Source organism: Mesorhizobium erdmanii USDA 3471 (assembly GCF_000472705.1).
In the GTDB taxonomy this organism is placed as follows: Bacteria; Pseudomonadota; Alphaproteobacteria; order Rhizobiales; family Rhizobiaceae; genus Mesorhizobium; species Mesorhizobium erdmanii.
The window spans coordinates 1-22,283 of the sequence record NZ_AXAE01000044.1; the positions used below are offsets into that span (position 1 = coordinate 1).

Below are 22,283 nucleotides of genomic sequence, written 5' to 3' on the forward strand. Positions count from 1 at the left end.
GCGCAAGTCATGGCCGGTATTCCGCCCAGGTTTTCGGCGTCTCGCTCACCCGCACGGCGGAGGTTTCGGGTAGCCGCACCTTGCACCAGTCGTAGAAGTGCCTGGCCAGGCATTCCGCTGTGACACGGTCATGCCCCAGGACGTCGTTCAGATGCCGATGGTCGAACGTCCCATCGATGTAGTGCTTGAGCGAAGCTAGGTCTTGGTAGTCGCGCACAAAGCCGCGTTCGTCCAGTTCACCACGTGAAAGCTCCACGACGACGATGTAGTTGTGGCCATGTAGACGCGCGCACTGGTGATCGGGTGGCAAGGAGGTGAGCTGATGCGAGGCCGAGAAGTGGAACTCTTTGGTAATGCGGAACATCACGCGCTCCTGGTCTGGATAGCGTGGAGCCAGAAGTCTGCGTCCTCATAGTCTGTCGGGTCGGCAATGCCGGCCAGATCGAATGCTTCGCGCCGTTCGACGCATGTCCCGCAGCGACCGCAATGATGTGCGCCGCCCTTGTAGCAGGACCAAGTCGCCTCGAACGGCGTGGCGTACTTTGCCCCCTCGCTGACGATGTCAGCCTTCGACATATTCACATAGGGAGCGTAAAGGCCGATATCGGCGTAGCCTTCGAGCGCGTGGTTCTGCATCGTCTGAAAGGCGTCGATAAAAGCGGGCCGGCAATCGGGATAGATGAAATGATCGCCGCCATGGACGGCAGTGGCCACCGCATCGGCCTTCTGGGCGGCGGCAACCCCGAAAGCGATAGCCAGCATGATGGCGTTCCTGTTCGGCACCACCGTGATCCTCATGGAGTCTTCGGCATAGTGCCCGTCGGGCACATCCACACTATCAGTCAGCGCCGAGCCGCTGAGGTTCCGGCCGACATCGCGGATATCGACGATCTGGTGCGGAACACCCAGCCGTTTGGCGCAGATAGAGGCAAAGCCGAGTTCCTTCTTGTGCCTCTGGCCGTAATCGAACGAAAGCAGGCCAAGAAGTTTCTGCTCGGTCGCCACCTTGTGAGCGAGCGAAACAGAGTCCAATCCGCCGGAGCAGATGACGAGGGCATTCATGGTTTGAGTCCTTGTTTTGACCGGGTAAGGCTGCGACCGGAGATTTCTCTGCGCTCCCACTACTCCACGGAGCCGGCTTTGTGAATGGGGTGGACGCGATTGAAGCGCACATGCCTTGGTGTCAGGGTCCAAACATGACTTGCACCCGACTTGTCGCGCATCTTCGACCGCTGGCGGCTGCGGCCGGCACTGCATATAGGCTGCCTGAAGCCGGCGTCGCTCGGCTGTTTCCGGCCTTTGGATCCGCGGCGTTGCGATAGAGCCCCAGGCGCCTTCGACTTCATGTGCAGATTGAGCAGCGCAAAGCGGGTGCCGTCGAGCTCGGCTTCCACCAATATGGGGATTCTCGAATGGGCGACGTGCTTCTACAAGCGCGACGAACGCGACTTACGAGGCGGGTTGGACCAGCTTTGAGACGGAGACAGCTGCTAGCCAGCAGTTCGAAAACCTTGGTCCAGATGGACCCATGCGGTCGGGCAGACAAAGCCGTCCAACCAAATGGAAGAAGAAGAAGACCGGCGCGAGGCGCCTCAGTCTACGAGGCACTGTCCTCCAGTCTCGGTCGCCTTAAGCAATCAGGCGGCCTTGCGCACCTTCAAAGCCGTCTCAAAGGCATCCTTGATCGGCTTGGACACGTCCTCAGTAGCTCTCAACATCAATGCCTGGAGGGCCTTGGCCTGTTCGGCGGAATTTTCGATCTGTTTGCGCACGAAGGCGGTCTGCAATTCGAAAAACTTGGACGGCGACTTCACGGCAACCAGTGCTTCGAGGTGCGTGAAGCCGGCTTCGGCATTTGCTTCCAGAGCGGCAATCGTCTTCAGGAGCATCTCTTTGCTGGTGGCCTTGGCCATGTCAAAGGTGGACTCGAAAGCCCTTTGAGTCGTTTCGGCGTCCGAGCTCAATTTGGAAAATACCTCCTTCGACTGCTCAACGCCCTGGTCGGCGACAGCGCGAACTTGCTCTGTAGCCTTGGACGGGTCGAAAGTAGGGAATTCGACGTTTTCGATCGTTTCGGTCTTGCCGGTGATCTTGGACATTTTTCCATCCTATTTCAGGGGCGGCCTCAAAACAAAGCCGTCCCCTCCATGTACGAAATCGTCGCAACGGATTTATGAAGCTGCCATGAATTTGCGCGAGCTGGCTGCAGCGATGCTGCGCGATTACGGTCATAGAGGGCATCACACAGACCCTGGGGAAGACCGCTGCGAACCGGTGGCGTCGAACTCGTCGAAGAAGAGACGCCGCGCTGGGCTGCGATCGCTTAGAAAACCAGCGGCAGAAGAATGGCAGTCTCGCTTATCAACTTGCCGATTAGGCCATCATGAAGAACCGTGAAGAGCGGCAACTTCAACTCGCTCGCCAGCGTTGCGGCGGTCATCATCTTGCCGGAACCGGGCGGTGCGACCATGAGCAGCTTCTGGCGCGGCGGCAATCCGCGTGAGCGCACCGTTCCTGCCGCCGCAGTTCCGTCAGCACGCGCAAAAGCCACCCCAGCCTGCAGGCCTGGGTGGTCAAGCCTGGTTCATTGACTTGCCGGTCAGGCGCTGCGGCGCGTGGCCCTCGGCGTCAGCATCGTTTCCAGTCCGCGACACGCCAAGCCAGGATAACACCTCGTCGCGAAGCCGGATGAAATTAGGATCGGAGCGGTCGCGAGACACTGCATCGGTCACGGGCAGAATCGTAGCTATCCGCCCAGGATGTGCTAAAGGCCTCCCATGCAGAGGTACTTCATTTCGAGATAATCCTCGAGGCCGTGGCGCGACCCTTCCCGGCCAATCCCTGATTGCTTCATTCCGCCAAAGGGTGCGGCCTCGGAGGACATGCGTCCCGTATTGATGCCGACCATGCCATATTCGAGCGCTTCGGCAACGCGCCAGACACGCTTGAGATTGGAGGCGTAGAAGTAGGCTGCAAGACCGTAGATGGTGTCATTGGCCTCGCGCACCACCTGGTCGGGATCATTGAAGCGGATGAGTGGAGCCAACGGTCCGAAGGTCTCTTCCTGTGCGACCCGCATTGTCCTTTCGACCTCTGTGATCACCGTCGGTTCGAAGAATGTTCCCGACTTGCCGATACGGCTGCCACCGCAACGGATCTTCCCACCCTTGCGCACGGCATCGCCAACATGGTCTTCAATCTTTGCAAGGGCGCATGTATCGATCAGCGGGCCGATCGCGACATCTGGCACGAAACCGTCACCGACACGCAATGCACGGACACGCTCGGTGAATTTTTTGGCGAATTCATCATAAACGCTAGACTGCACGTAAAGCCGATTGGCTGAAACGCAGGTCTGGCCGGCATTGCGAAACTTTGCCTGTATCGCGCCCTCGACGGCTGCATCGACGTCAGCATCATCGAAAACAATGAAAGGGGCGTTGCCACCAAGTTCGAAGCTTGTTCTTTTGATCTGGTCAGAACACTGCCTCATGAGCAGCCGCCCGACCTCGGTCGACCCGGTGAAGCTGATCTTGCGAACCTTGGGGTTCGAGCAAAGTTCGCGGCCAACCGCATCGCCTTGCGATGCGTAGATCAAGTTTAGAACGCCATCGGGAAAACCCGCCATCCGGGCAAGAGTGAACATGGCACCGGCAACGAGCGGTGTTTGCTCGGCCGGTTTCAAAACAATCGCGCAGCCGGCGGCAAGCGCCGGCGAGATCTTGCGCGCGACCATCGAGGCGGGAAAATTCCAAGGGGTAATGGCGCCGACCACGCCAATCGGCTGTTTGATCACAAGCATACGCCTGTCGTTAGACGGCGGCGAAATTGTCTCGCCATAGATGCGATTGGCCTCCTCGGCATACCATTGGAGATAGGCTGCCGCGTGGGCTATTTCGGACTTCGCCTCTGCAAGCGGCTTACCCATTTCAGCCGTCAAAATGGCCGCAAGATCCTCGCTGTGGATGAGGATCAATTGGTGCCATTCCCACAACATGTCGGAGCGCTCGCGCGCGGTGAGGGCCGCCCAAAGTTCCTGCGCAGCGTCAGCCTTGTCGATCGCCTTGGAAACATCCGCGGCGTCCATATCGGGAAGCTCCGCCAACAATTCGCCTGTCGAGGGGTTAAAAACTGAAAAGCGCTTGGTGGCTTCCTGCGCATTGGGCACACCGGCCAGATCGACAAACAGCTCCGGATTTTTAAGATGTTTGGTCAGCGACTGCGTCACGGTCAAACTGTTGTCCCCCTCATCGAAAAGCTCGCACACGTGTCGACTACAAGTCACGCTCCGGAGACAAGGGCAGGAATGGCCAAAGCCTCACCCGCCTCGTCAAGGATGGAGAAGCTGTAACGGCCATCCGGATCAAGATCGACGGAGTAGCTCAGGCGGTCGAGTATGTGGTTGTCCTGGTCGAACGTAACGATCCGCGGCTTCAGCGAGGTAATGTACGCTTCGTCCAGGTAGATGGAGCTGCAGACAATGATCTGGTCGTCGGGCTGGCAAGTGCGGGCAGCCGCTCCGTTGAGGATGCAGCAGCGCGAGCCGCGCTCGCCCAGAATGACATAGGTCGAAATCCGCGCGCCGGAATTCTTGTTCCATATCTCCACGAATTCCATCGGCAGGATTCCGGCTGCTTCGCAATGGTCAGGGTCGAGTGTTATCGAACCGTGGTAATTGAGGTTTGCCTCGGTGACGTAGATGCCGTGCAGCTTGCCGGCGACTATTTTTCGCATTGGTCTCGTTTCCTATCGATCATGAATGACTGGTCGTGCCGTTCCCTGGGCGGCTGGTCGCCCGACTAAATTCCGACGAGGAGTGCACCGCCGCTGAGACCCGCGCCCGCTGCCGCCAGAAGGATTTTTTCGCCCGGCCGAAACGGCTCAGCCTGATGGGCGAGCGACAGGGAAAGCGGAATCGTCGCGGCGGAAGAGTTGCCGTAGTCGGCGATCGTCTTGACGATTGCTTGATCCGCTATGCTGAGGATCCTCCCGACCGCATCGAAAATGCGGGCATTCGCCTGATGCGGCACGAACCGGTCGACATCCTGGGGTCGCACGCCGGCAGCGGCGAGCGCGCTTATCGAGCAATCGGTCATCATCTCGACAGCCTTGGCGAACACTTCGCCTCCCTCGGTCATCGTCATGCGGGTTTGCCCGAGATCCAGGCCGCCGTGGAACGGGATGTTGCTTCCGCCGGCGGGAATCTGGATCAGCCCGTAGCTTGAGCCGTCCGAATCCACCGAGGCGCCGAGAATTCCGCGGTCGGGGTCCTCGCAGGGACCAATCACCAGGGCGCCGGCGGCATCGGCGAAAAGGACCGAGCTTGCGCGCTCGGCTGGATTGATGCGGCGGCTGAGGATGTTGGCGGCGATGACCAGCGCCGGTTTGCCATGCAGGCGGGTGAATCCATCCGCAAACATCAGCGCATAGATGAAGCCGGCGCAAGCACCAGCGAGGTCGACCGCGCCTGCGCGACCAAGGCCGAGTTTGTGCGCGACCAAGGGTGCACTCGGCGGCAGAAGGTGATCGGGCGTCGAGGTGGCAAGCAAAAGCAGACCTATGTCGCCGCGATCGATGCCTGCGTTCGCCAGCGCCATGTCGCCAGCCTGCATGGCAAGACCGGATAGCGTGTCTTCGTCCGCTGCCCAGAAGCGCGAACGGATACCGGTACGCCTTTCAATCCAGCCCGGTTCAAGTCCGAGATTGCTCTCGATCTCGGCATTCGCCACCTTGCGCCCAGGCGCATGATGACCGAACCCGAGAATGCGCGACGACTTGCTCATGGCCTAGACCCGAAGCGTTCGCCGGCCTCCTCGATCGCGTCGTAGAGCCCGTCCAGTTCCTCGCCGGTGATGCAATAGGGCGGCAGAAGATAGAGGACATTGCCGAGCGGGCGCACAAGCAGCCCACGATCGAGAAAGAACGCGCGCAGCTTCGGACCAATCTCGGCGAGATAACCTGCGGAATCGGTTCGGAGGTCAAGCGCTGCGATCGTTCCCGTCGCGCGACAGTCGGTAAAATATGGATTGTCGCGAAAGCGTCGCAGCCCGGCGGCCTGCATTGAACTCAAGGCCGCGATCCGCTCCGCCACCGGCTCGTCACGCCAGATCTCGACATTGGCGAGTGCGGCAGCACAAGCGATCGGATTGGCGGTGTAGGAGCTCGAGTGGAAGAACGTCTTCTTCCGGTCCGTCGAATAGTGGGCCTGGAAGATGGCGTCGGTGGCAAGCGTTGCGGCCAGCGGGATAGTGCCGCCGGTCAGCCCCTTCGAGGTGCACAATATGTCCGGAGAGATGGATGCCTGCTCGCAGGCGAACATGGTTCCGGTCCGCCCCCAGCCGGTCATCACCTCATCGGCGATCAGCAGCGTGCCGGAGGTTTCTGCGATCTTCTTCAGTTCGGTCAGAATTGGTGCCGGATACATCAACATGCCGCCCGCGCCGAGCACCAGCGGCTCGACGATCAGCGCGGCAGCGTGCCGGTCACGGGAGACCGCCTCGAAGCGATCCAGCGTCTCCTGCTCGCGCCCGGCGGCCGGGAAGGGGATGGTGTCGACCTCGAACAGCAAAGGCTCGTAGGCGGCGTTGAACACGCCGCGGGCGCCGACGCTCATCGTGCCGATCGTGTCGCCATGATAGCTGTGCTCCATGACGACGATGCGCGAGCGCGGCGCGCCGATGTTGCCGAAATAGCCGAGCGCCATCTTCAGCGCGACTTCGACCGAGGTCGAGCCGCTGTCGGAATAGAACACCCAGTCGAGTCCGGAGGGAGCGAGGCCGACAAGCGCCTTGGCCAGGCGTTCGGCCGGCTCGTGCGTGAAACCGGCGAAGATGATCTGGTCGAGGCTCGACGCGGTCGTCTCAATCGCCTTCATGATGCGGGGATGGCGGTGGCCATGCGTGACGACCCACCAGGAGGAAATGGCATCCAGGATGCGCGTGCCGTCGGCCTTGTGGAGATAGGCGCCTTCCGTCAGCACGATTTCAGGGATCGCCGGCTCGAGCGCGTGCTGGGTGAAGGGATGCCAGACATGCGACATCAGTGATCTCCCGTACACGAGGCGAAGGCGAAGCCGGCAATCATTGCGTCTCGCAGCGTTTTGTCCGTCAGCGGGTCGAGATGAGGCAGCCTGCCGAGCTGCGGCACCCCGCCCATTTCCACGATTGTCCGTTGCGTATCGGCCATCTCGTCGCCGATGAAGGCGATGCCAGCCAGCGGGATGGAGCGGGTGCGCAGGGCCTCGATCGAGAGCAAGGTGTGGTTGATCGTGCCAAGCGTTGTGCGGGCACACAAAATGACCGGCAGCCGCCACTCAGCGAAGATGTCAATGAAGCTTGTGCGCCGGTTGAGCGGCACCATCAGCCCACCCGCCCCCTCGATGACGAGCGGCGTCGGCAGCACGGGAAAAGTAAGATCGGCAGCCTTGATCGCGACGCCGTCGATCTCGGCCGAACGATGCGGCGACAGCGGGCTCTTCAAGCGATAGGCTTCCGGCAGCACACGCTCTAAGGGCAAGCCGGCAAGCCGCGCGACCACCTCGCTGTCGGTCTCGCCGTCGAGGCCCGATTGCACCGGCTTCCAGTAGAAACCGTCGAGTAGGCCGGCGAGCCCGGCGGCAAACACCGTCTTGCCGATACCGGTATCGGTTCCGGTGATGACGATGCGTTGTGTCATGCCGGCTCCGGTCATTTCTGGGCCAACACTTCGGCAAGCGCCTCGACCATGGCGCAAATGTCGGCTTTGTCGACGTTGAGCGTCAGGGAAATGCGCAGGCGCGACGTGCCTTCTGGCACCGTCGGCGGACGAATGCCGCGTATGTCGAAGCTGCGGGCCTGCAGTGCCGCCGCCACTGCGATGGTGCGCCTGTTATCGCCGATGACAAAGGGCTGGATCTGCGAGCCGCTCGACATCACCCCGCAGCGCTCGGCCAACTGGCGGCCCGCGAAGGCGACACGGTCATGCAACCGAGCACGACGCATGGGCTCGTCGGACAGCATGGCGAGCGCTTCGCGCGCCGCGACTGCCATCAGCGGCGATGGCGCGGTGGCGTAGATAAATGGCCGGCACCGGTTGATGAGATAGTCGCACAGTGTTTGCGGCCCGGTGACCAGCGCGCCGGATGCGCCAAGCGCCTTACCGCATGTGTGGAGCGCGATGACGTTGTCGCGGCCCTCGAAAGCGGCGGCCAGCCCGCGGCCGTCCGGTCCCCAGACGCCGGTGGCATGCGCCTCGTCGACGACGAGGAATGCCTCGTGCCGATCGGCAAGCGCGACGATACTCTCCATCGGCGCGCGGTCGCCATCCATGCTGTAAAGGCTTTCGACCGCGATCCAGACGCGTCCCATGCCGCCTTCGGCGCGCCAGCGCGTGATCGCGTCCTCGATAGCACCAACGTCGTTGTGCGCGGCCAGCTTGAACTCGGCGCGCCCGGCCTGCGCGCCCTCATGCATGCTGGCATGGACGAGCTCGTCGAGGACCAGCAGGTCGCCTTTCTGCGGCAGCGCGGTCAGGAGAGCGAAGTTGGCGATGTAGCCGCTGCCGAAGAACAGTGCGCGTTCGGCGCCAAAGAAGGCCGCTGCGTCCGCCTCCAACTGCTCATGCTCTGGTGCATTGCCACGCAACAGCCGCGACCCGGTGGCGCCAACCGGCGTGCCCTGCGCAATCGCCGCCGCAACCGAGTCGCCCAGTCTCTTGGAGGCGGCAAGCCCGAGATAGTCGTTCGACGAGAAATCGAGACCTGCGCGCGGCGCAAGCGTCCGCAGCCGGTCCTTGCGCGCCAGTCCCTGCAAGGTCGCGTCATAGCGGGCAAGCGGTGGCCCGTTCATTGCGCCTCGCGTTCCATCGGCTCAATGCCGAGACGGCGAAACAGAAGGCTATCCTTGTCCTCGCCGGGATTGTCCGCCGTAAGCAGCGTGTCACCGACGAAGATTGAATTGGCACCGGCAAAAAAGCACAGCGCCTGCATCTCGTCGGTCATGGCGGTGCGGCCGGCCGAAAGACGGACGTGCGATTTCGGCATCATGATCCGCGCCAGCGCGATCACGCGCACGAATTCGATCGGCTCGATGGGCTTGGCGTCGGCAAGCGGGGTACCGTCGATCGGGATCAGCATGTTGATCGGAACGCTTTCCGGATGTTCCGGCAGGTTGGCCAGCGTCACCAGCATGTCGATCCGGTCCACCGGTTCTTCACCCATGCCGACAATGCCGCCACAGCAGACCTTGATGCCGGATTGGCGAACCAGCTCGAGCGTATCGAGGCGGTCGCCAAAGCTTCGCGTGCTGATGATCTCGCCGTAGTAGCGTTCCGACGTATCGATGTTGTGGTTGTAAAAGTCGAGGCCGGCTTGCTTCAAACGAGCGGTCTGCTCACTATCGAGCATGCCGAGGGTCATGCAGGTCTCCATGCCCAGCGCCTTGACGCCTTCGACCATCGCCACGACCGCATCCATGTCGCGCGCCTTGGGGTTCCGCCAGGCGGCTCCCATGCAATAGCGGGTGGCGCCGGCATCACGCGCCTTGGTCGCCTCGGCGATGACGCGCCTGACCTCCATCAGCTTCGAAGCCTTCAGGCCGGTTTCGTGATGCGCCGACTGGCTGCAATAGCCGCAATCCTCCGGACATCCGCCGGTCTTGATGCTGAGCAGCCGGCTGAGCTGAACCTTGTTGGGATCGAAATTCTCGCGGTGCACGGTTTGTGCAAGGAAGAGGAGATTGTTGAAAGGAGCGTCGTGTAGAGCCCGAGCCTTTTCCAGGGTCCACGTCCCATCAGTCGATTGTCCCTGTGGCATTATCTTCGTCGAATTCGGTGCGTGCATGTCGATCGTGTTCCCTTGGGGTTCTGGCCTTCGCGGCTTCTTTGCTGGCCGATTGACGGCGACCGGAAAGTTTTTCGGCCCCACTGCCGTTTGTTCGTCAGGCGGTCATGAGTCCCGGTAGTCGAGGCCGATGTCGAGGATCGGCGCGCTGTGGATCAGCCAGCCGACGGAAATCAGATCGACACCGGTCGCGGCAATCTCCGCAGCCGTATCGAGCGCAATCCTGCCGGATGCTTCCGTGATTGCGCGGCCGGCAACCATCGCTACCGCTTGCCTAAGATCGTCGACCGCCATGTTGTCGAGCAGCACGGCGTCAGGGGCGAGCGCCAGCGCCACCTCCAACTGGGCCAGCGTATCGACTTCGACTTCGATCTTGACGAGATGGCCGACGCCGGTCCGCGCCCGCTCGATGGCAGGACGAATCCCGCCGGCGATGGCGATGTGGTTGTCCTTGATCAGGATGGCGTCGTCGAGGCCGAAGCGGTGATTGGAGCCGCCACCGGCGCGCACGGCGTATTTTTCGACCGCTCGCAATCCAGGCGTCGTCTTGCGGGTGCAGACGATCTTAGCATCGTGCCCGCGGACCGCATCTACGATCGATGCTGTCGCCGTGGCGATGCCGCTCAGATGACACAAGAAATTGAGCGCCGTCCGTTCGGCGGTGAGAATGGCCCGGGCGGGACCGCTCACCGAGGCAATGATCTCGCCTGGCGCGACGGCGATACCGTCAGGCAGATGCACTTTCACGTCGACGTTCTGGTCGATGAGCCGGAAGGCGAGCATCGCCATATCGAGCCCGGCGACAACTCCGGTCTGCCGCGAAACCAGCACGGTCGTCACACGATGGTTCTTCGGTACGATGGCATCGGTCGTCAGATCACCCGCCCGTCCGAGATCTTCCAGAAGGGCTGCCCTGACCGCGGGCTCGAGCATGATTGCGGGGAGCGGCGTGAGGTTCATTGCTCAAGCCCTTCAAGCGTTGACGAACTTGCGAATTCCCGGGCTGTCGCCAAGGCTTGATCGAGCGTCAGCCTGGAGCGGCGGGCGACGACCCCATGATCGGGAAAGTCCGTGCGGTAGTGAGCGCCGCGGCTTTCCTGGCGCAGCAAGGCGGCAATCGCGATCATCAACCCGACAGCTGCCGGATCCGCTGCCGCGTCCTTGCCTTCGGCGAGCGGCAACAAAGCGCGTAAGGTTGCCTTCAAACATTCTCCATTCCGGACAATGCCGAGTGCGTTCGACAGGAGAGGGCGCACTGATATGGGATCGGGCGATGGGTAATCGCGTGCAACGACAGGCTTTGTCCTGCGCGCAGGCGTACCGGCGACGCTTTCAGCAACCCAGCGCGCGCACACCACGGCTTCGGTCAACGAGTTGCTGGCAAGCCGGTTGGCGCCGTGCAACCCCGTCGAAGCGACTTCGCCGCAAGCCCAAAGTCCTGAAACAGAAGTGCGACCGGCGCCATCCACGGCGACACCACCCATGTGATAGTGCTGTGCGGGGCGGATGGGAATGAGGTCATACGCCGGATCGATGCCGGCATCGCGGCAGGCTCGCGCGATCGTTGGAAACTGCCGCGCGAATGTCGTGCCGGGTTTTTCTCGCGCATCGAGAAAGACGCGGTGGCCGTTCGAAAGATGGTTCCATATCGTTCGCGCCACAACGTCGCGCGGCGCGAGTTCCGCACCTTGTAAGTCTTCGAGGAAGCGCTGGCCGGTTTCATCGACGATCACCGCACCTTCGCCGCGAACCGCTTCACTGATGAGCTGCATCGGACGGTCCGGCCCGTCGAGCGCGGTCGGGTGGAACTGGATGAATTCCAGATCGGCAAGGACAGCACCTGCGCGCGCTGCAAGTGCAAGACCCTGTCCGCAACTGCCCAAAGGATTGGTGGTGTCGAAAAACAACCCGCCAATCCCGCCGGTGGCGAGGATCACCCGTCGCGACACGAAGAATATCGAACCCATCGAACAGCTTGCCCAGACACCGCGTACCGCATTCTCCTTGACCGCCAGCCGGCGCGCTTCCACACCTTCGACGACCACAATCGAGGGGGTGGAACGCACCGCCGCGACCAGGGCACGCATGACCTCGCGTCCGCTGCCATCGCCGCCGGCATGAACGATGCGCCGTCGGCAGTGCGCGGCCTCCAATCCGAGGCGCAATGTGCCTTCTGGCGTCCGATCGAAGCGGACCCCAAGAGTCGCCAGGGTCTCAATCGCACTAGGAGCCGCATGGAGGATACGACTGGCAATTTCCGCGTCGCACAGCCCATCGCCAGCCGCGAGCGTGTCGGCGAGATGCACTTCCGGATCATCGTCATTGCCGAGGCTGGCAGCCAGGCCACCCTGTGCCCAAATGCTCGATGCGTCGGCTCCCAGCGGCGTCCTCGACAGGAGAAGCACCGGTTCGGGCGCAAGATGAAGCGCGGTCATCAGCCCGGCAATGCCGCCGCCAATTATGATGGGCCGGCCAAAGAAGCTGCGGACATCCGCGCTCATACGGCGAGCATCCGCTCGACGGCAAGCCGCGCGCGCCCGGCGATCTCGGGGTCGATGCTCACGACATGCCGGTTTTGCTCCAGAGCCTCGCGGATGTTGGTGAGCGTAATCCGCTTCATGTGCGGGCACAAATTGCAGGGCCGGATGAACTCGAGCTCCGGATGCTGGAGCGCGACATTGTCGCTCATCGAGCATTCCGTGAGTAGCACGACCCGTGGCGGCTTTTGCCTTTCGACATAATCCGACATTGCCGCCGTCGAGCCCGAAAAGTCGGCTTCCGCGACCACTTCAGGCGGGCATTCGGGATGCGCCAGCACGATCACACCGGGATGGCTTGCGCGCACCTCACGGATATCGGCCGGCGTAAAGCGCTCATGCACTTCGCAATGTCCCTTCCAAGCCAGTATCTCGACATCCGTCTCGGCGGCGACGTTCTTGGCTAGGTATTCGTCGGGCAGCATGATGACGCGTGGGACGCCGAGCGATTCGACTACAGCCCGAGCATTGCCTGAGGTGCAGCAAATATCGGACTCCGCCTTTACGGCGGCTGACGTGTTAACGTAGGTGACGATCGGTACATTCGGAATGCGCCGGCGCATCAGGCGCACGTCCTCGGCGGTAATCGAGTCCGCCAGGGAGCAGCCGGCCGCAAGATCGGGGATCAGCACTGTTTTTTGCGGATTGAGCAGCTTCGCCGTCTCGGCCATGAAATGCACGCCGGCGAGCACGATCACATCGGCTTCGACTGTCATCGCCTTGCGGGCAAGCGCCAGGCTGTCGCCGACGATATCGGCGACACAATGGAAGATCTCGGGGGTTTGGTAGTTGTGCGCCAGGATGACGGCGTTTCGTCGCCGCTTCAGATCCAGGATGGCGTCGATATCCTCGGCAAAAGCCGACCACTCGATTGGCGGGATCACTCGTCGGACACGCTCATAGAGAGACGCGGCCGTAGGTAACGCGCCTAGCATCTGCGCCTCCGTTTATATTCCGCTTGAGAATAAGGCGGATATATCTACGTCGACTATAAGGCTGTCAAGGCCGCATCACTGGCAATTTTGTCCCAGCGGCTGCTCGTTCATCAAGGACGGCATGGCGGAAGCGATAAAGCTTTGCCGGGCGGCCGCCCGTGTCGAGAGACGTCTCGCCGGTCTCCTCGACCAGCTCCTGCTGCTCGACGAGCCTGCGGAAGTTCGGCTTGTTGATGAGCCTGCCAGCCAAGGCTTCTACCGCCCGCTGCAGCTGGAGCAGCGTGAAGGTTGGTCGCATGAGCTCGAAGACGACGGGCCGGTACTTGATCTTCGAGCGCAGCCGCGCGATGCCAGTCGCGAGGATCCGGCGATGGTCGGCGACCATGGCCTTGCCCGAAGCCGAGGCGGTGGGAGCGGCGTTCGGATCCCCGGTAGCCTCCTCGACCAGCGCGGCTTCATAGAGCAGTTCATAGCGCTGGAGCGTGAGATCTTCATTCCAGGGACGGTCGTCGAATCCAAAGGCGACTGCCGCCCGCCGCTGCCGATCGAAGCGCGTCGCGCCGTCGTCCGCGTTCCCTGCCCATTCGAGAAGGCGCGGGCGCAATTCCTCCAACATCATTCTGGGCGTGCCGGAGCGATGATCCTCCCACGGGAAATAGTCATACCAGCTTGCCCAGCTGGGCTGGCCCGACGCGCCCGCATCTTCCTGGCGGGTGAGCGCGAGATAGCTGATCGATATCACGCGCTCGTTGGCGTCGATCCGGTCGCGATCGGCGAAGGTATAGAGCTGCTCGATATAGCCGAGAGGCTGACCGGTCTGCAGTTCCACCCATGCCCTGAGGCCGGACTGGAGCGAACGATGAGCGAGCTCGAACGGGCCCGAGGGAAGCGCTGGGCCCTTTGCAATCGTCAGAACGCAGGGTCCAATTTCGTTCACGGCGACGACGACGGCGATGAGATCCGCTTTGACTTTGTTGGTCGTAGCGTTGGCTCTGTGTTTCCTTAGTCCCTTTGTCTGATCCATGATTCCCGACGTGCTTGGGGAGAGATACGGTGCGAAGCTGTTAAACCGATTTAGATCGTTCTTTATCATACCGCTCGTCGCGTCAACACCTGGCGGTTTAGCTCTTCGCCCCTGCACCAAAATATGCCAAATGCGACACCCGCCGTGGGTGACGTAGAGTAAGGAGAGGTTGATTGAGCGCCAAATCCTGCCGCCCCACTTTGTCCCCTGGGGCGAAGCGGCCGGCGAGCGCTTCGAGGAGCTGCTCCTTTGAAGAATAAGTAATGATCGAACGCACCGTTGGCAGGCCGAATTCGGCGATCACCTCGTTATGGCGCGCATATTCGTCGACCAGGCGACAGAAAACATGTTCGGCGTACCGACGCGCGCAGCTGATCGCCTTTACGTCGCAAGCATGCCAGTCTCGAATCCGTTGGCTTGCTTGACGGCTTTTGCGGACAGATAGAGGCAGTGGCGGCGACATTTCGCTCAGCACAATGCAAGCCATGGAGGAGCGCAGGAAGTGCACACGGTCATGAGGCTTGCAGACGTGGTGACAGGATCAAACAGAGGGCGAGCCCCCTCCCGGGCCTTCGCCAGCATTCAAGTGATTCCCGGGTCTGACGCAGGCATCGGAGTTTCGCCATGCTGGGATTCTACGAGCCATACGCTCATTATGATGTCCTAGGCATCCGCCATGGAGAGATGGACGACCCTACAGCCCAGACATCCTCGTGACTGGATGGACTACTTCATGCAGGCACACTGTCGACCCGATTTCGAAGGCTTCCCCCGGTTCAGCTCAATCTTCCCAATATCTATTGGAGCTTTGCCGGCGCAGATGTGTCTCCAGCCACAGGCTGTAACGCGATCCGCCTCTGCACACCACGAAGTAGACCAGCGCAGCAAATAGATGAGCTTCGTCGTAATACCCGAGCCGCGGGTCGGTCGCCGAGGAGCGCGCGGCATTGAGCAAGATCGAAAATGCCAATGACGGCGAGCAGCGATGTCGCGAGCAGGAATCCGATCACCACATGACCAGGCGCAGCGCCTGCGGCAGAACACAAGCTGCATTGTCGCCAGCCGCCGAGGCCAAGCGCCGTGGCGGCTTCGTACCTGGCACGCGGGGTCGCCTGGAGGTCAGCGCCAACGACCTCGGTGACGAAGATGCGCGCGGACGTTCTTATCGAAGTTGGCCATTGGGGGAAACGGCCATCGGCAGGCTGAGCACCGCCACTGTCGTGCAAAGAAAAAACCCCGGACGATGCCGGGGCTTGCGGTCGTGATTTGCTGACAACACTCCGACAACCTCACCAGTCATTGCCGGTAGTCGTCGAGTCCTTTTGCGGGCTACCCCATGCGCCTGCAGGCTGGCCAGTTAACACATCGGCACCGTTCAAGTTTCACCCTTCTTGAGGTCATATTTTTGCGACGACAAGCTCGACGATCGCGTTACGCGCAGGTCGCCCAATCATGCTTCTAACAATTAGAACGCTTGGCCGAATCTGGACTCAATTCTCAGCCTATTTCGACGAAAACGGCTGAGTAGCAGAACCCGTCGACAGACTTTTGCCGGAGCTATCTAGGGCTTTTACCGTGACCCTGTAGAAATGGGTCCCATCAGGCGGGCATGGTCCCTTGTAGCGGAATGCTCCATAGGACAGCTGAGACTGTCCTTCGTATGGAATCTTGCCGCCACCATGGTTGAAGTCGGGGGCGTTCTGATCGGTCATTCGAATGTCGAGCGTCGACGTTCCTTTCGGGACGTTTGAGAGTTTGATCGGGGGCGACTTCGGATCGAAGCATTTCTTTGTCGGTCCCCAGTCAAATGACACGTTCATCCCAGCAGCAAAGGCACCGGTCGCGGACATCATAAAACCACAAGCAAATACGATCTTCTTCATCTTTTCCTCGATCTGAACTGCCCGGGGGGACAGCACGCCAAGCCTTGCATCAAAGTAATGCGCGCCGCACCGTCCGCCCTGATACCTTGCGTCTGGCCTTTCTGCGCTCCTATCCAGCCGTTGCAACAAAACCGTCGCGGCTGCCGCAGCATGTTCCCAATGTGTAGTACAACCAGAAAAAAGGGCGCCCGGGAACAGGGCGCCCTTCTCATCGACGAAATGCTGGGATTGGAGGTCCGTGATCAAGCAATCCGCCGATATCCTCTTCAAGCCTCACCACAATGGTTCAGCCACAAATTGAAGGCTCGCAGTACCGCTTCGAACGCGGCGAACGGGCCCTTCAATCCTCAGAACGAGCGCTGGAAGCGGAGGAGGCCGCCGATGCTGTTCTTCTTGTCGGCAGCGGTCCAGTTGCCGAACGGAGTGCCATCGTTGAAGTGACCAAAATGATCGTAGTCAACTTCGGCGGTGACCTTGAGGCCTGGGACGATGTCGTAAGCAACGTTCGCCGCCACGCCATAATTCTTGTCCTGGTCACCCGAAACCTGCAAGTTGAACGACGTCTTCGGATTGAACTTATAGGTGCCACCGCCCCAGACCGCCCAGTGACCGCCCCACTGCTTGTAGAAGTCCCGGCCGCTGGCGACTGCGAGCGAGTGCTTGTCGGTGCCATAGCCGAACATAGCAAACAGTGAGAGCTCGCTGGTCACATTGAAGTCAGCACGAACCTTGCCGACTACTTCTTCGTAGTTGCTGTCATAGGCAACGACGCCGGCGATGGCGCCCCAGCCCTGCGTGTACTTCACGCCACCGACGACATGCGGAATATAGCTGTCGATCGTGCCCACGTAGAAAACATTGTTCACGTCCACCGAACCTTCTTCGAGCGAGACCACGGCCGAGAAACCGTTGCCGGCATCGAAATTGTACTGGATGAGGTTGGTGGAGAAATCGCCGTAGGGAACGATGGTGTCGTTGAGGACATTGCCGGCATAGCCGATGAACGAATCGAAGGCCGAATCATCCAAACCGACACGGAGCCCACCAAGCTGGATCCAGGCAAAATCCATCGTAACGCCCTTGTTGTGGGCCTGATTGCCGTCTCCGCCAGCGTAGTAGGCGCTGTTGCCGAAGTTGAATTTCGTCTCGGTGTAGGTCTTCAACGTGCCGAGCTCGGTTTCCTGGCCGGTATAGGTCCTGAGCGTGAAGCGGGCATTCTTGTGCCAGGTGCCCTGGTCCTTGCCGTTGAGAACGTCTGTCGAACGTGCGCCATCGAAGCTGCCGACATCCCCAGCGCTCATGTCGTAACGGACATAGCCGCCAATTTTCAGGCAGGTTTCGGTGCCGGGGATGTAGAAGTAGCCAGCGCCGTAGACGTCGCAGATCTTGACGTATTCAGCCGGTTCCGGCTCGGCGACGACGACGGCGTCCGCGGCGCGGGCCCCGGAAACTGCGATCAGGGCCGCAGCGGAGCCGAGAAGAAGGCTCTTGATGTTCATACTTGATCTCCTTGAATGATTTGAAAAGGGCGAAGACGTCGATGGACGAACCGGACCCTGTCCCCACGATCGAAAAAGATGCGCATCGCGAAGCATCCTTCCCGGCTCGAACGCTATTCACCGGGCGAAATAGTGCAAGTTCAAATACCATTTGCCAGCCACATATATAAGTATTAGTGGCATTTTTATCACTAAATTGCCAGTATTATTCGCACAAATTGGACAACTATACATTTGTACAAATCGCACAATTGGCACATCTGGTGTTTGCACACATATCGAATGTGCGCAAACAGCCACCGACGTCCGGCTAATCGTCAGATAGATCCAATCAGAGAAATAGCCTGGGCGGCTGATGCAACAACTTCTGTGTTCATACCTTCTCTGAGCAATTCGATAGGAACGCGACCCTTGAGAAGAGGCGAGGGGCTGATCAACCACATCCAAGCCAATCTGGGGTCGGAGATCGAGGAGAGGACCTGCCTGATTCCGGGCATAGGCCTTCCGTCGATGAACTGAGCTAGGGGAAATACATGCTTGCGGGAGCCTCTTCGAAAGGCAACCACATCATTGTGCCGCTGCCACCAATGCAGCGTGGACCGCGGTATTCCAAAACGTCTCTCGAGATGCGTCGACCCCGCAACTGGACCGGCCCACTCTGCAATTCGCGCGCCTTCTCTCGGAAAATCTTTCAGAACCGGATGCCCGAGCGGATGATCGGCCGGCCGGGGTCGCGAAGCGATTTCACCCGCCTGGGCGTTTAGCCGTCGCGCTGCTTCGGCCTCGAGCCTACCAAGAAATTCGGCGGCCACGGCGGTCAAATCGTTGGAAGGAGAACCCGAAGGCGCACCAGCAGCCTTGTCACCCTGGCCCGCCTCATCGCATTGGGCAAGAATTCGCTGCACCTCCCTCATGACAAAGCTTGAAAGCTCGGTCTGGCGATTTTCATCCCCAAGATCACTCGACCCGGACATATGCGGCTTTCCCAATGGCATTCTCTCAGCAAGCCGCTGAAAGAGCGTTGAAGACTTGAAGTTTGGAGGACTACGATGAGTTGCGTTTACGCATGCTCGCGACCTAGCAGCCGTATCGCGGCCTGAACCTGTGCCTCTCAACAAAGAAAGGAAAGGACGTCGATGGAAGACCGCCTTGCCCCATGATCGAAATAGACGCACATCGCAATGCATCCTTCGCAGCGCAACGCTATCCGCGATGCACCTTTGTGCAAGTTCAAAGTTTATCTGCCAGAATTATATAATTTAGAAGTTGCTTTTATGCAACTATGATTCATGTCTTACTTGCACAAATCGAACGTATTGCACATTTTGACGAACTGTACATACGACTGCAAATTTGATGCCTATTTAATAGAGCATAAATTCTTCACCTTTGCCGCATCGCATTGGCTAAGTGCACGGCACCTTCTTCATGACAAGGTTGAAGCCCGTCCTCGGGCGGTGCCAATATCTGCCGAAGCGCTTTCCGGCAGCGAGATCGTGAGTTCGGACGGTGCGAAGGAGCATCCATTTATAATCGGGTTGATTATAAGGGCATATCACTACGTTGACTATAAAGGATGTCAAGCCCGCGTTAGCGGCAATTTTATCCCGGCGGACGCCGTTTCGTCGAGGATATCCTGGCGGAACCGATAAAGCTTCGCAGGCCGACCGCCGGTGTCAAAAGAACTTTCCCCGGTCTCCTCCACCAGTTCCTGCTGCTCTATCAGCCGACGAAAGTTCTGCTTGTTGATAAGTCGACCGACGATCGCCTCAACGGCCCGCTGCAGCTGCAAGAGCGTGGAGGCCGATGGCGTCAGCTCGAAGACAACGGGCCTGTATTTGATCTTCAAGCGCAGGCGGGCAATATCCGCATCTGGAAGAGGCGTTCAACGTCGCTGAGCTGCTTTTACCCAAACTCGGACTGAGCGGCGAAGCCGCACACCCGGAGCGCAGCTGGGACGTCGAGTTCGCGGCGCACGCCTCAAGGTCGCCGCGTCCGCATCGTGACGTCTCGCCGGCGGAAGGGGAAGCAATTCAATGGGCTGATCGTTGCCGATGAGGCGAGTTCCATACCGCTGGCCGAACATCGCGACCATGTCGTCCAGCCTGAGGAACGGGATGGGAAGAGGGCGCGCGTCGTGTCGGGACGGATTTCGCCGGCATTGTCGGCGGAGCCGACAAGATCGAGGCAACGAGCGCATCTGCGTCCAGTGAGAAGCCATGCTGCATCAATCCCTGTTGTACCGTCTGGGTCATTCATCATCGACTTGAACGCCACGCAGGCGGCAAAGCGGACCGGCTACAGCGAATTGACGGCCCAGGGCAGGGATCGCGCCAAATAGATAACCTTGGCTGGCCTCAAGTCTACTTCGACGTTTTGCCCGTTCCACTCGACATGATCTCGTCCTGGATTGCCTAGGCTTTCTAGGAGGCATGCTTCGGCCCTAAGATCTTAGAAATCCCGGAACACCAACGGTGACGTGCGGTCAATCGAAGCCGCTCCCGCGTCCGTGGCTTCTGATGATCGCCTGAATGCCAACCGAATGACCAGCCCAACGTATCCAACTTGCATGATGACCAGGGCGAGGATTGCCCAGCCAAGCGCCGTCCAGATTGAACCGGCTTCTATGTATGCCCAGATCGCCACGAGGATTGTCGTGGCAGACATTCCGATTAGAAACTGAGGAAAATACATGCTCTTTCTTCCCAGTCTATCCCAAACCCTCGAGGTTCGAGATAGGTCCCATTCTAGTGCCTCTCAACAAAAAAGGGGAGAACGTCGATGGACGACCGCCTTTGCTCCCACGATCGAAACAGACGCACATCGCAATGCGTCCTTCGCAGCGTGACGCTATCCGCGATGCCAATTTGTGCAAGTTCAAAGTTTATCTGCCAGCGTCATATTAATTTAGACGTTGCTTTTGTGCAACTATGTTCAAGCTGTTACTTGGACAAATTGAACGTATTGCACATTTAGACGAACTGTACATGCGATCGCAACTGTGATGCTCGCTTTTGATGGCGTCGCATTGGCCAGGTGCGCGGCACCTCCTTCATGACAAAGGTTGAAATCCCGTCCTCGGGCGGATAATTTCCAAGATCACTTCGATCCACTCCTAGGGGCTTCCCGGCAGCGAAATCGTAGGTTCGGACAGTGCGAAGGAATATCCTGTTATAATCGAATTGATTATAAGGACATATCACTACGTTGACTATAAGGATGTCAAGCTCGCGCCAGCGACAATTTTGTCCCGGCGGCCGCCGTTTCGTCGGGGACATCTTGGCGGAAGCGATAAACCTTCGCCGGCCGACCGCCGGTATCAAAAAGCACTTTCGCCGGTCTCCTCCACCAGTTCCTGCTGCTCTATCAGCCGGCGAGAGTTCTGCTTGTCGATAAGCCGGCCGGCGAGCGCTTCCACGGCCCGCTGCAGTTGCAATAGCGTGAAGGCCGATGGCATCAGCTTGAAGACAACGGGCCTGTATTTGATCTTCGAGCGCGTGGGAAACGCCCGGCACGCCTGTGGCAGCCAATTGACATTCGCGATTATATGGCCCCTCAGGGAAGAGCGAGCACCGGCCTTGCTCGCACCTGTCTTCTCCCGCCGTGGTCGGTAGTGACGAGGACTTGGAACCTGGTCCCTCCGCTGCAGATAGTCCCGCAAGGCACGGGATAAACACCTGCTCACCCGCACCCGCCGATAGGGCCGCGCACGGATATTTCCCCCGAAACTCCGTTGACATCGGCTAACGCCGATGGCGGCCGTCGGTACAAAATTTCGCGAACGCCGAATTTTCCGACCGGATCCGCCCCAAAGAAAAGGGCGGCATTGCTGCCGCCCTTCCGGGATTGTTGAGATGCGTGGACCTTAAAAACCCATACCGCCCATGCCGCCCATGCCGCCGCCGCCCATGCCGCCAGGCATGCCGCCGCCAGCCGCTTCCTTCTTCGGAGCTTCGGCGATCATGGCTTCGGTGGTGACCAGCAGGCCGGCGACCGAGGCCGCGTCCTGGAGAGCCGTGCGGACAACCTTGACCGGATCGACGATACCCATGGCAATCATGTCGCCATATTCGCCGGTCTGGGCGTTGTAGCCGAAGGTCGCGCCCTTGTTCTCAAGGATCTTGCCGGCAACGATCGATGCTTCCGCACCGGCGTTGGCAGCGATCTGGCGAGCCGGAGCCTGCAGAGCGCGACGCACGATGTTGATGCCGGCGGTCTGGTCGGAGTTGGCGCCGGTTGCCTTGATGGTCAGCGAAGCGCGCAGCAGAGCGACGCCGCCGCCGGGAACGATGCCTTCTTCGACGGCCGCACGGGTCGCGTTGAGGGCGTCATCGACGCGGTCCTTCTTTTCCTTGACTTCGATCTCGGTCGCACCGCCGACGCGGATGACGGCAACGCCGCCCGCCAGCTTGGCGAGACGTTCCTGCAGCTTCTCCTTGTCGTAGTCCGAGGTGGTCTCCTCGATCTGCTGCTTGATCTGGGCAACGCGGCCCTGGATCTCGGCCTTCTTGCCGGCGCCGTCGACGATGGTGGTGTTCTCCTTGGAGATCGACACCTTCTTGGCGCGGCCGAGCATGTTGAGGCCGAC

General features: G+C 60.1%; 22 protein-coding genes and 2 pseudogenes. 1 reads left to right on the top strand and 23 read right to left on the bottom strand.

All coding sequences use genetic code 11. From position 1 onward, the window contains the following. Positions 1–7: 7 nt before the first annotated feature. The 17 genes from queD to A3AU_RS1000000139150 all read right to left on the bottom strand — a co-directional run bounded on the left by queD (position 8) and on the right by A3AU_RS1000000139150 (position 14,776). Positions 8–364, bottom strand: a complete 357-nt coding sequence (gene queD / locus A3AU_RS0126800) for a 6-carboxytetrahydropterin synthase QueD (RefSeq protein ID WP_032918211.1) — start codon at positions 362–364, stop codon at positions 8–10. Further along, positions 364–1,062 carry a 7-cyano-7-deazaguanine synthase QueC gene (gene queC, locus A3AU_RS0126805; RefSeq protein ID WP_027055625.1) on the bottom strand — a complete coding sequence of 233 codons (699 nt, stop codon included), beginning with the start codon at positions 1,060–1,062 and terminating at the stop codon, positions 364–366. Before queC ends, queD begins: the two co-directional genes overlap by 1 nt. A gap of 575 nt (positions 1,063–1,637) precedes the next feature. Further along, a complete protein-coding gene (locus A3AU_RS0126815) occupies positions 1,638–2,099 on the bottom strand; it encodes a phasin (protein ID WP_027055627.1) in 462 nt (153 codons plus the stop codon). Positions 2,100–2,323: 224 nt separating this feature from the next. After that, complete coding sequence (locus A3AU_RS1000000140885) at positions 2,324–2,470, bottom strand: hypothetical protein (RefSeq protein WP_335337257.1); 147 nt, start codon at positions 2,468–2,470, stop codon at positions 2,324–2,326. A 103-nt stretch (positions 2,471–2,573) separates the two neighbouring features. After that, on the bottom strand, positions 2,574–2,732 hold the full coding sequence (locus A3AU_RS1000000139145; RefSeq protein WP_154674667.1) for a hypothetical protein: 159 nt from the start codon (positions 2,730–2,732) through the stop codon (positions 2,574–2,576). Positions 2,733–2,764: 32 nt separating this feature from the next. After that, positions 2,765–4,234 carry an NAD-dependent succinate-semialdehyde dehydrogenase gene (locus A3AU_RS0126825; protein WP_027055629.1) on the bottom strand — a complete coding sequence of 490 codons (1,470 nt, stop codon included), beginning with the start codon at positions 4,232–4,234 and terminating at the stop codon, positions 2,765–2,767. A gap of 47 nt (positions 4,235–4,281) precedes the next feature. Next, on the bottom strand, positions 4,282–4,734 hold the full coding sequence (panD, locus tag A3AU_RS0126830; protein WP_027055630.1) for an aspartate 1-decarboxylase: 453 nt from the start codon (positions 4,732–4,734) through the stop codon (positions 4,282–4,284). Positions 4,735–4,799: 65 nt separating this feature from the next. Then, the gene (locus A3AU_RS0126835) at positions 4,800–5,783 is read right to left on the bottom strand and encodes a beta-ketoacyl-ACP synthase III (RefSeq protein WP_027055631.1); all 984 of its coding nucleotides are present in this window, start codon (positions 5,781–5,783) and stop codon (positions 4,800–4,802) included. Next, complete coding sequence (locus tag A3AU_RS0126840; RefSeq protein ID WP_032918215.1) at positions 5,780–7,039, bottom strand: adenosylmethionine--8-amino-7-oxononanoate transaminase; 1,260 nt, start codon at positions 7,037–7,039, stop codon at positions 5,780–5,782. Before A3AU_RS0126840 ends, A3AU_RS0126835 begins: the two co-directional genes overlap by 4 nt. Further along, complete coding sequence (gene bioD / locus A3AU_RS0126845; protein ID WP_027055633.1) at positions 7,039–7,674, bottom strand: dethiobiotin synthase; 636 nt, start codon at positions 7,672–7,674, stop codon at positions 7,039–7,041. The genes A3AU_RS0126840 and bioD overlap by 1 nt, the downstream gene beginning before the upstream one ends. 11 nt (positions 7,675–7,685) lie before the next feature. Further along, positions 7,686–8,825, bottom strand: a complete 1,140-nt coding sequence (locus tag A3AU_RS0126850; RefSeq protein WP_027055634.1) for an 8-amino-7-oxononanoate synthase — start codon at positions 8,823–8,825, stop codon at positions 7,686–7,688. Next, a complete protein-coding gene (bioB, locus tag A3AU_RS0126855) occupies positions 8,822–9,817 on the bottom strand; it encodes a biotin synthase BioB (protein ID WP_051355480.1) in 996 nt (331 codons plus the stop codon). The genes A3AU_RS0126850 and bioB overlap by 4 nt, the downstream gene beginning before the upstream one ends. Positions 9,818–9,922: 105 nt before the next feature. Further along, the gene (nadC, locus tag A3AU_RS0126860) at positions 9,923–10,777 is read right to left on the bottom strand and encodes a carboxylating nicotinate-nucleotide diphosphorylase (RefSeq protein ID WP_027055636.1); all 855 of its coding nucleotides are present in this window, start codon (positions 10,775–10,777) and stop codon (positions 9,923–9,925) included. Then, positions 10,774–12,318, bottom strand: a complete 1,545-nt coding sequence (locus A3AU_RS0126865) for an L-aspartate oxidase (RefSeq protein WP_027055637.1) — start codon at positions 12,316–12,318, stop codon at positions 10,774–10,776. The genes nadC and A3AU_RS0126865 overlap by 4 nt, the downstream gene beginning before the upstream one ends. Then, complete coding sequence (gene nadA, locus A3AU_RS0126870; protein ID WP_027055638.1) at positions 12,315–13,289, bottom strand: quinolinate synthase NadA; 975 nt, start codon at positions 13,287–13,289, stop codon at positions 12,315–12,317. Before nadA ends, A3AU_RS0126865 begins: the two co-directional genes overlap by 4 nt. 64 nt (positions 13,290–13,353) lie before the next feature. Next, positions 13,354–14,313 (bottom strand): NUDIX hydrolase, encoded by a 960-nt coding sequence (locus tag A3AU_RS0126875; RefSeq protein ID WP_032918219.1) that lies wholly within the window; start codon positions 14,311–14,313, stop codon positions 13,354–13,356. Between the two features lie 97 nt (positions 14,314–14,410). Next, entirely contained in the window at positions 14,411–14,776 is a 366-nt protein-coding gene (locus A3AU_RS1000000139150) for a hypothetical protein (protein ID WP_154674668.1), read from the bottom strand. 484 nt (positions 14,777–15,260) lie between these two features. On the opposite strand from A3AU_RS1000000139150, the gene A3AU_RS1000000139155 reads away from it, so the two are divergent. After that, entirely contained in the window at positions 15,261–15,578 is a 318-nt protein-coding gene (locus A3AU_RS1000000139155) for a hypothetical protein (RefSeq protein ID WP_154674669.1), read from the top strand. A gap of 237 nt (positions 15,579–15,815) precedes the next feature. Here the strand turns inward: A3AU_RS1000000139155 and A3AU_RS1000000140520 are convergent, their stop codons facing one another. The 6 genes and pseudogenes from A3AU_RS1000000140520 to A3AU_RS0126915 form a co-directional block, all read right to left on the bottom strand. Continuing rightward, positions 15,816–16,442, bottom strand: coding sequence for a YbhB/YbcL family Raf kinase inhibitor-like protein (locus tag A3AU_RS1000000140520; protein WP_245235582.1), 627 nt, complete (start codon positions 16,440–16,442; stop codon positions 15,816–15,818). Between the two features lie 101 nt (positions 16,443–16,543). Further along, the gene (locus A3AU_RS0126890; RefSeq protein ID WP_027055641.1) at positions 16,544–17,695 is read right to left on the bottom strand and encodes a porin; all 1,152 of its coding nucleotides are present in this window, start codon (positions 17,693–17,695) and stop codon (positions 16,544–16,546) included. A 317-nt stretch (positions 17,696–18,012) separates the two neighbouring features. Then, on the bottom strand, positions 18,013–18,669 hold the full coding sequence (locus A3AU_RS1000000139160; RefSeq protein ID WP_154674670.1) for an antitoxin Xre/MbcA/ParS-like domain-containing protein: 657 nt from the start codon (positions 18,667–18,669) through the stop codon (positions 18,013–18,015). Positions 18,670–19,274: 605 nt separating this feature from the next. Beyond that, positions 19,275–19,559: pseudogene (locus A3AU_RS0126900) on the bottom strand (NrtR DNA-binding winged helix domain-containing protein); the annotation flags it as partial. 1,358 nt (positions 19,560–20,917) lie between these two features. Next, a pseudogene (locus tag A3AU_RS1000000138355) lies at positions 20,918–21,191 on the bottom strand (NrtR DNA-binding winged helix domain-containing protein); the annotation flags it as partial. 369 nt (positions 21,192–21,560) lie between these two features. Beyond that, a partial coding sequence (locus A3AU_RS0126915) for a TCP-1/cpn60 chaperonin family protein (protein ID WP_027055644.1) occupies positions 21,561–22,283 on the bottom strand: 723 nt, incomplete at its 5' end.

Excerpts from the sequence above, each read along its gene's own strand:
- queD (WP_032918211.1), bottom strand. The coding sequence starts at position 364 with ATGTTCCGCATTACCAAAGAGTTCCACTTCTCGGCCTCGCATCAGCTC.
- queC (WP_027055625.1), bottom strand. The coding sequence starts at position 1,062 with ATGAATGCCCTCGTCATCTGCTCCGGCGGATTGGACTCTGTTTCGCTC.
- A3AU_RS0126815 (WP_027055627.1), bottom strand. The coding sequence starts at position 2,099 with ATGTCCAAGATCACCGGCAAGACCGAAACGATCGAAAACGTCGAATTC.
- A3AU_RS1000000140885 (WP_335337257.1), bottom strand. The coding sequence starts at position 2,470 with ATGGTCGCACCGCCCGGTTCCGGCAAGATGATGACCGCCGCAACGCTG.
- panD (WP_027055630.1), bottom strand. The coding sequence starts at position 4,734 with ATGCGAAAAATAGTCGCCGGCAAGCTGCACGGCATCTACGTCACCGAG.
- A3AU_RS0126835 (WP_027055631.1), bottom strand. The coding sequence starts at position 5,783 with ATGAGCAAGTCGTCGCGCATTCTCGGGTTCGGTCATCATGCGCCTGGG.
- A3AU_RS0126840 (WP_032918215.1), bottom strand. The coding sequence starts at position 7,039 with ATGTCGCATGTCTGGCATCCCTTCACCCAGCACGCGCTCGAGCCGGCG.
- bioD (WP_027055633.1), bottom strand. The coding sequence starts at position 7,674 with ATGACACAACGCATCGTCATCACCGGAACCGATACCGGTATCGGCAAG.
- A3AU_RS0126850 (WP_027055634.1), bottom strand. The coding sequence starts at position 8,825 with ATGAACGGGCCACCGCTTGCCCGCTATGACGCGACCTTGCAGGGACTG.
- bioB (WP_051355480.1), bottom strand. The coding sequence starts at position 9,817 with ATGCACGCACCGAATTCGACGAAGATAATGCCACAGGGACAATCGACT.
- nadC (WP_027055636.1), bottom strand. The coding sequence starts at position 10,777 with ATGAACCTCACGCCGCTCCCCGCAATCATGCTCGAGCCCGCGGTCAGG.
- A3AU_RS0126865 (WP_027055637.1), bottom strand. The coding sequence starts at position 12,318 with ATGAGCGCGGATGTCCGCAGCTTCTTTGGCCGGCCCATCATAATTGGC.
- nadA (WP_027055638.1), bottom strand. The coding sequence starts at position 13,289 with ATGCTAGGCGCGTTACCTACGGCCGCGTCTCTCTATGAGCGTGTCCGA.
- A3AU_RS0126875 (WP_032918219.1), bottom strand. The coding sequence starts at position 14,313 with ATGGATCAGACAAAGGGACTAAGGAAACACAGAGCCAACGCTACGACC.
- A3AU_RS1000000139150 (WP_154674668.1), bottom strand. The coding sequence starts at position 14,776 with ATGTCGCCGCCACTGCCTCTATCTGTCCGCAAAAGCCGTCAAGCAAGC.
- A3AU_RS0126890 (WP_027055641.1), bottom strand. The coding sequence starts at position 17,695 with ATGAACATCAAGAGCCTTCTTCTCGGCTCCGCTGCGGCCCTGATCGCA.
- A3AU_RS1000000139160 (WP_154674670.1), bottom strand. The coding sequence starts at position 18,669 with ATGTCCGGGTCGAGTGATCTTGGGGATGAAAATCGCCAGACCGAGCTT.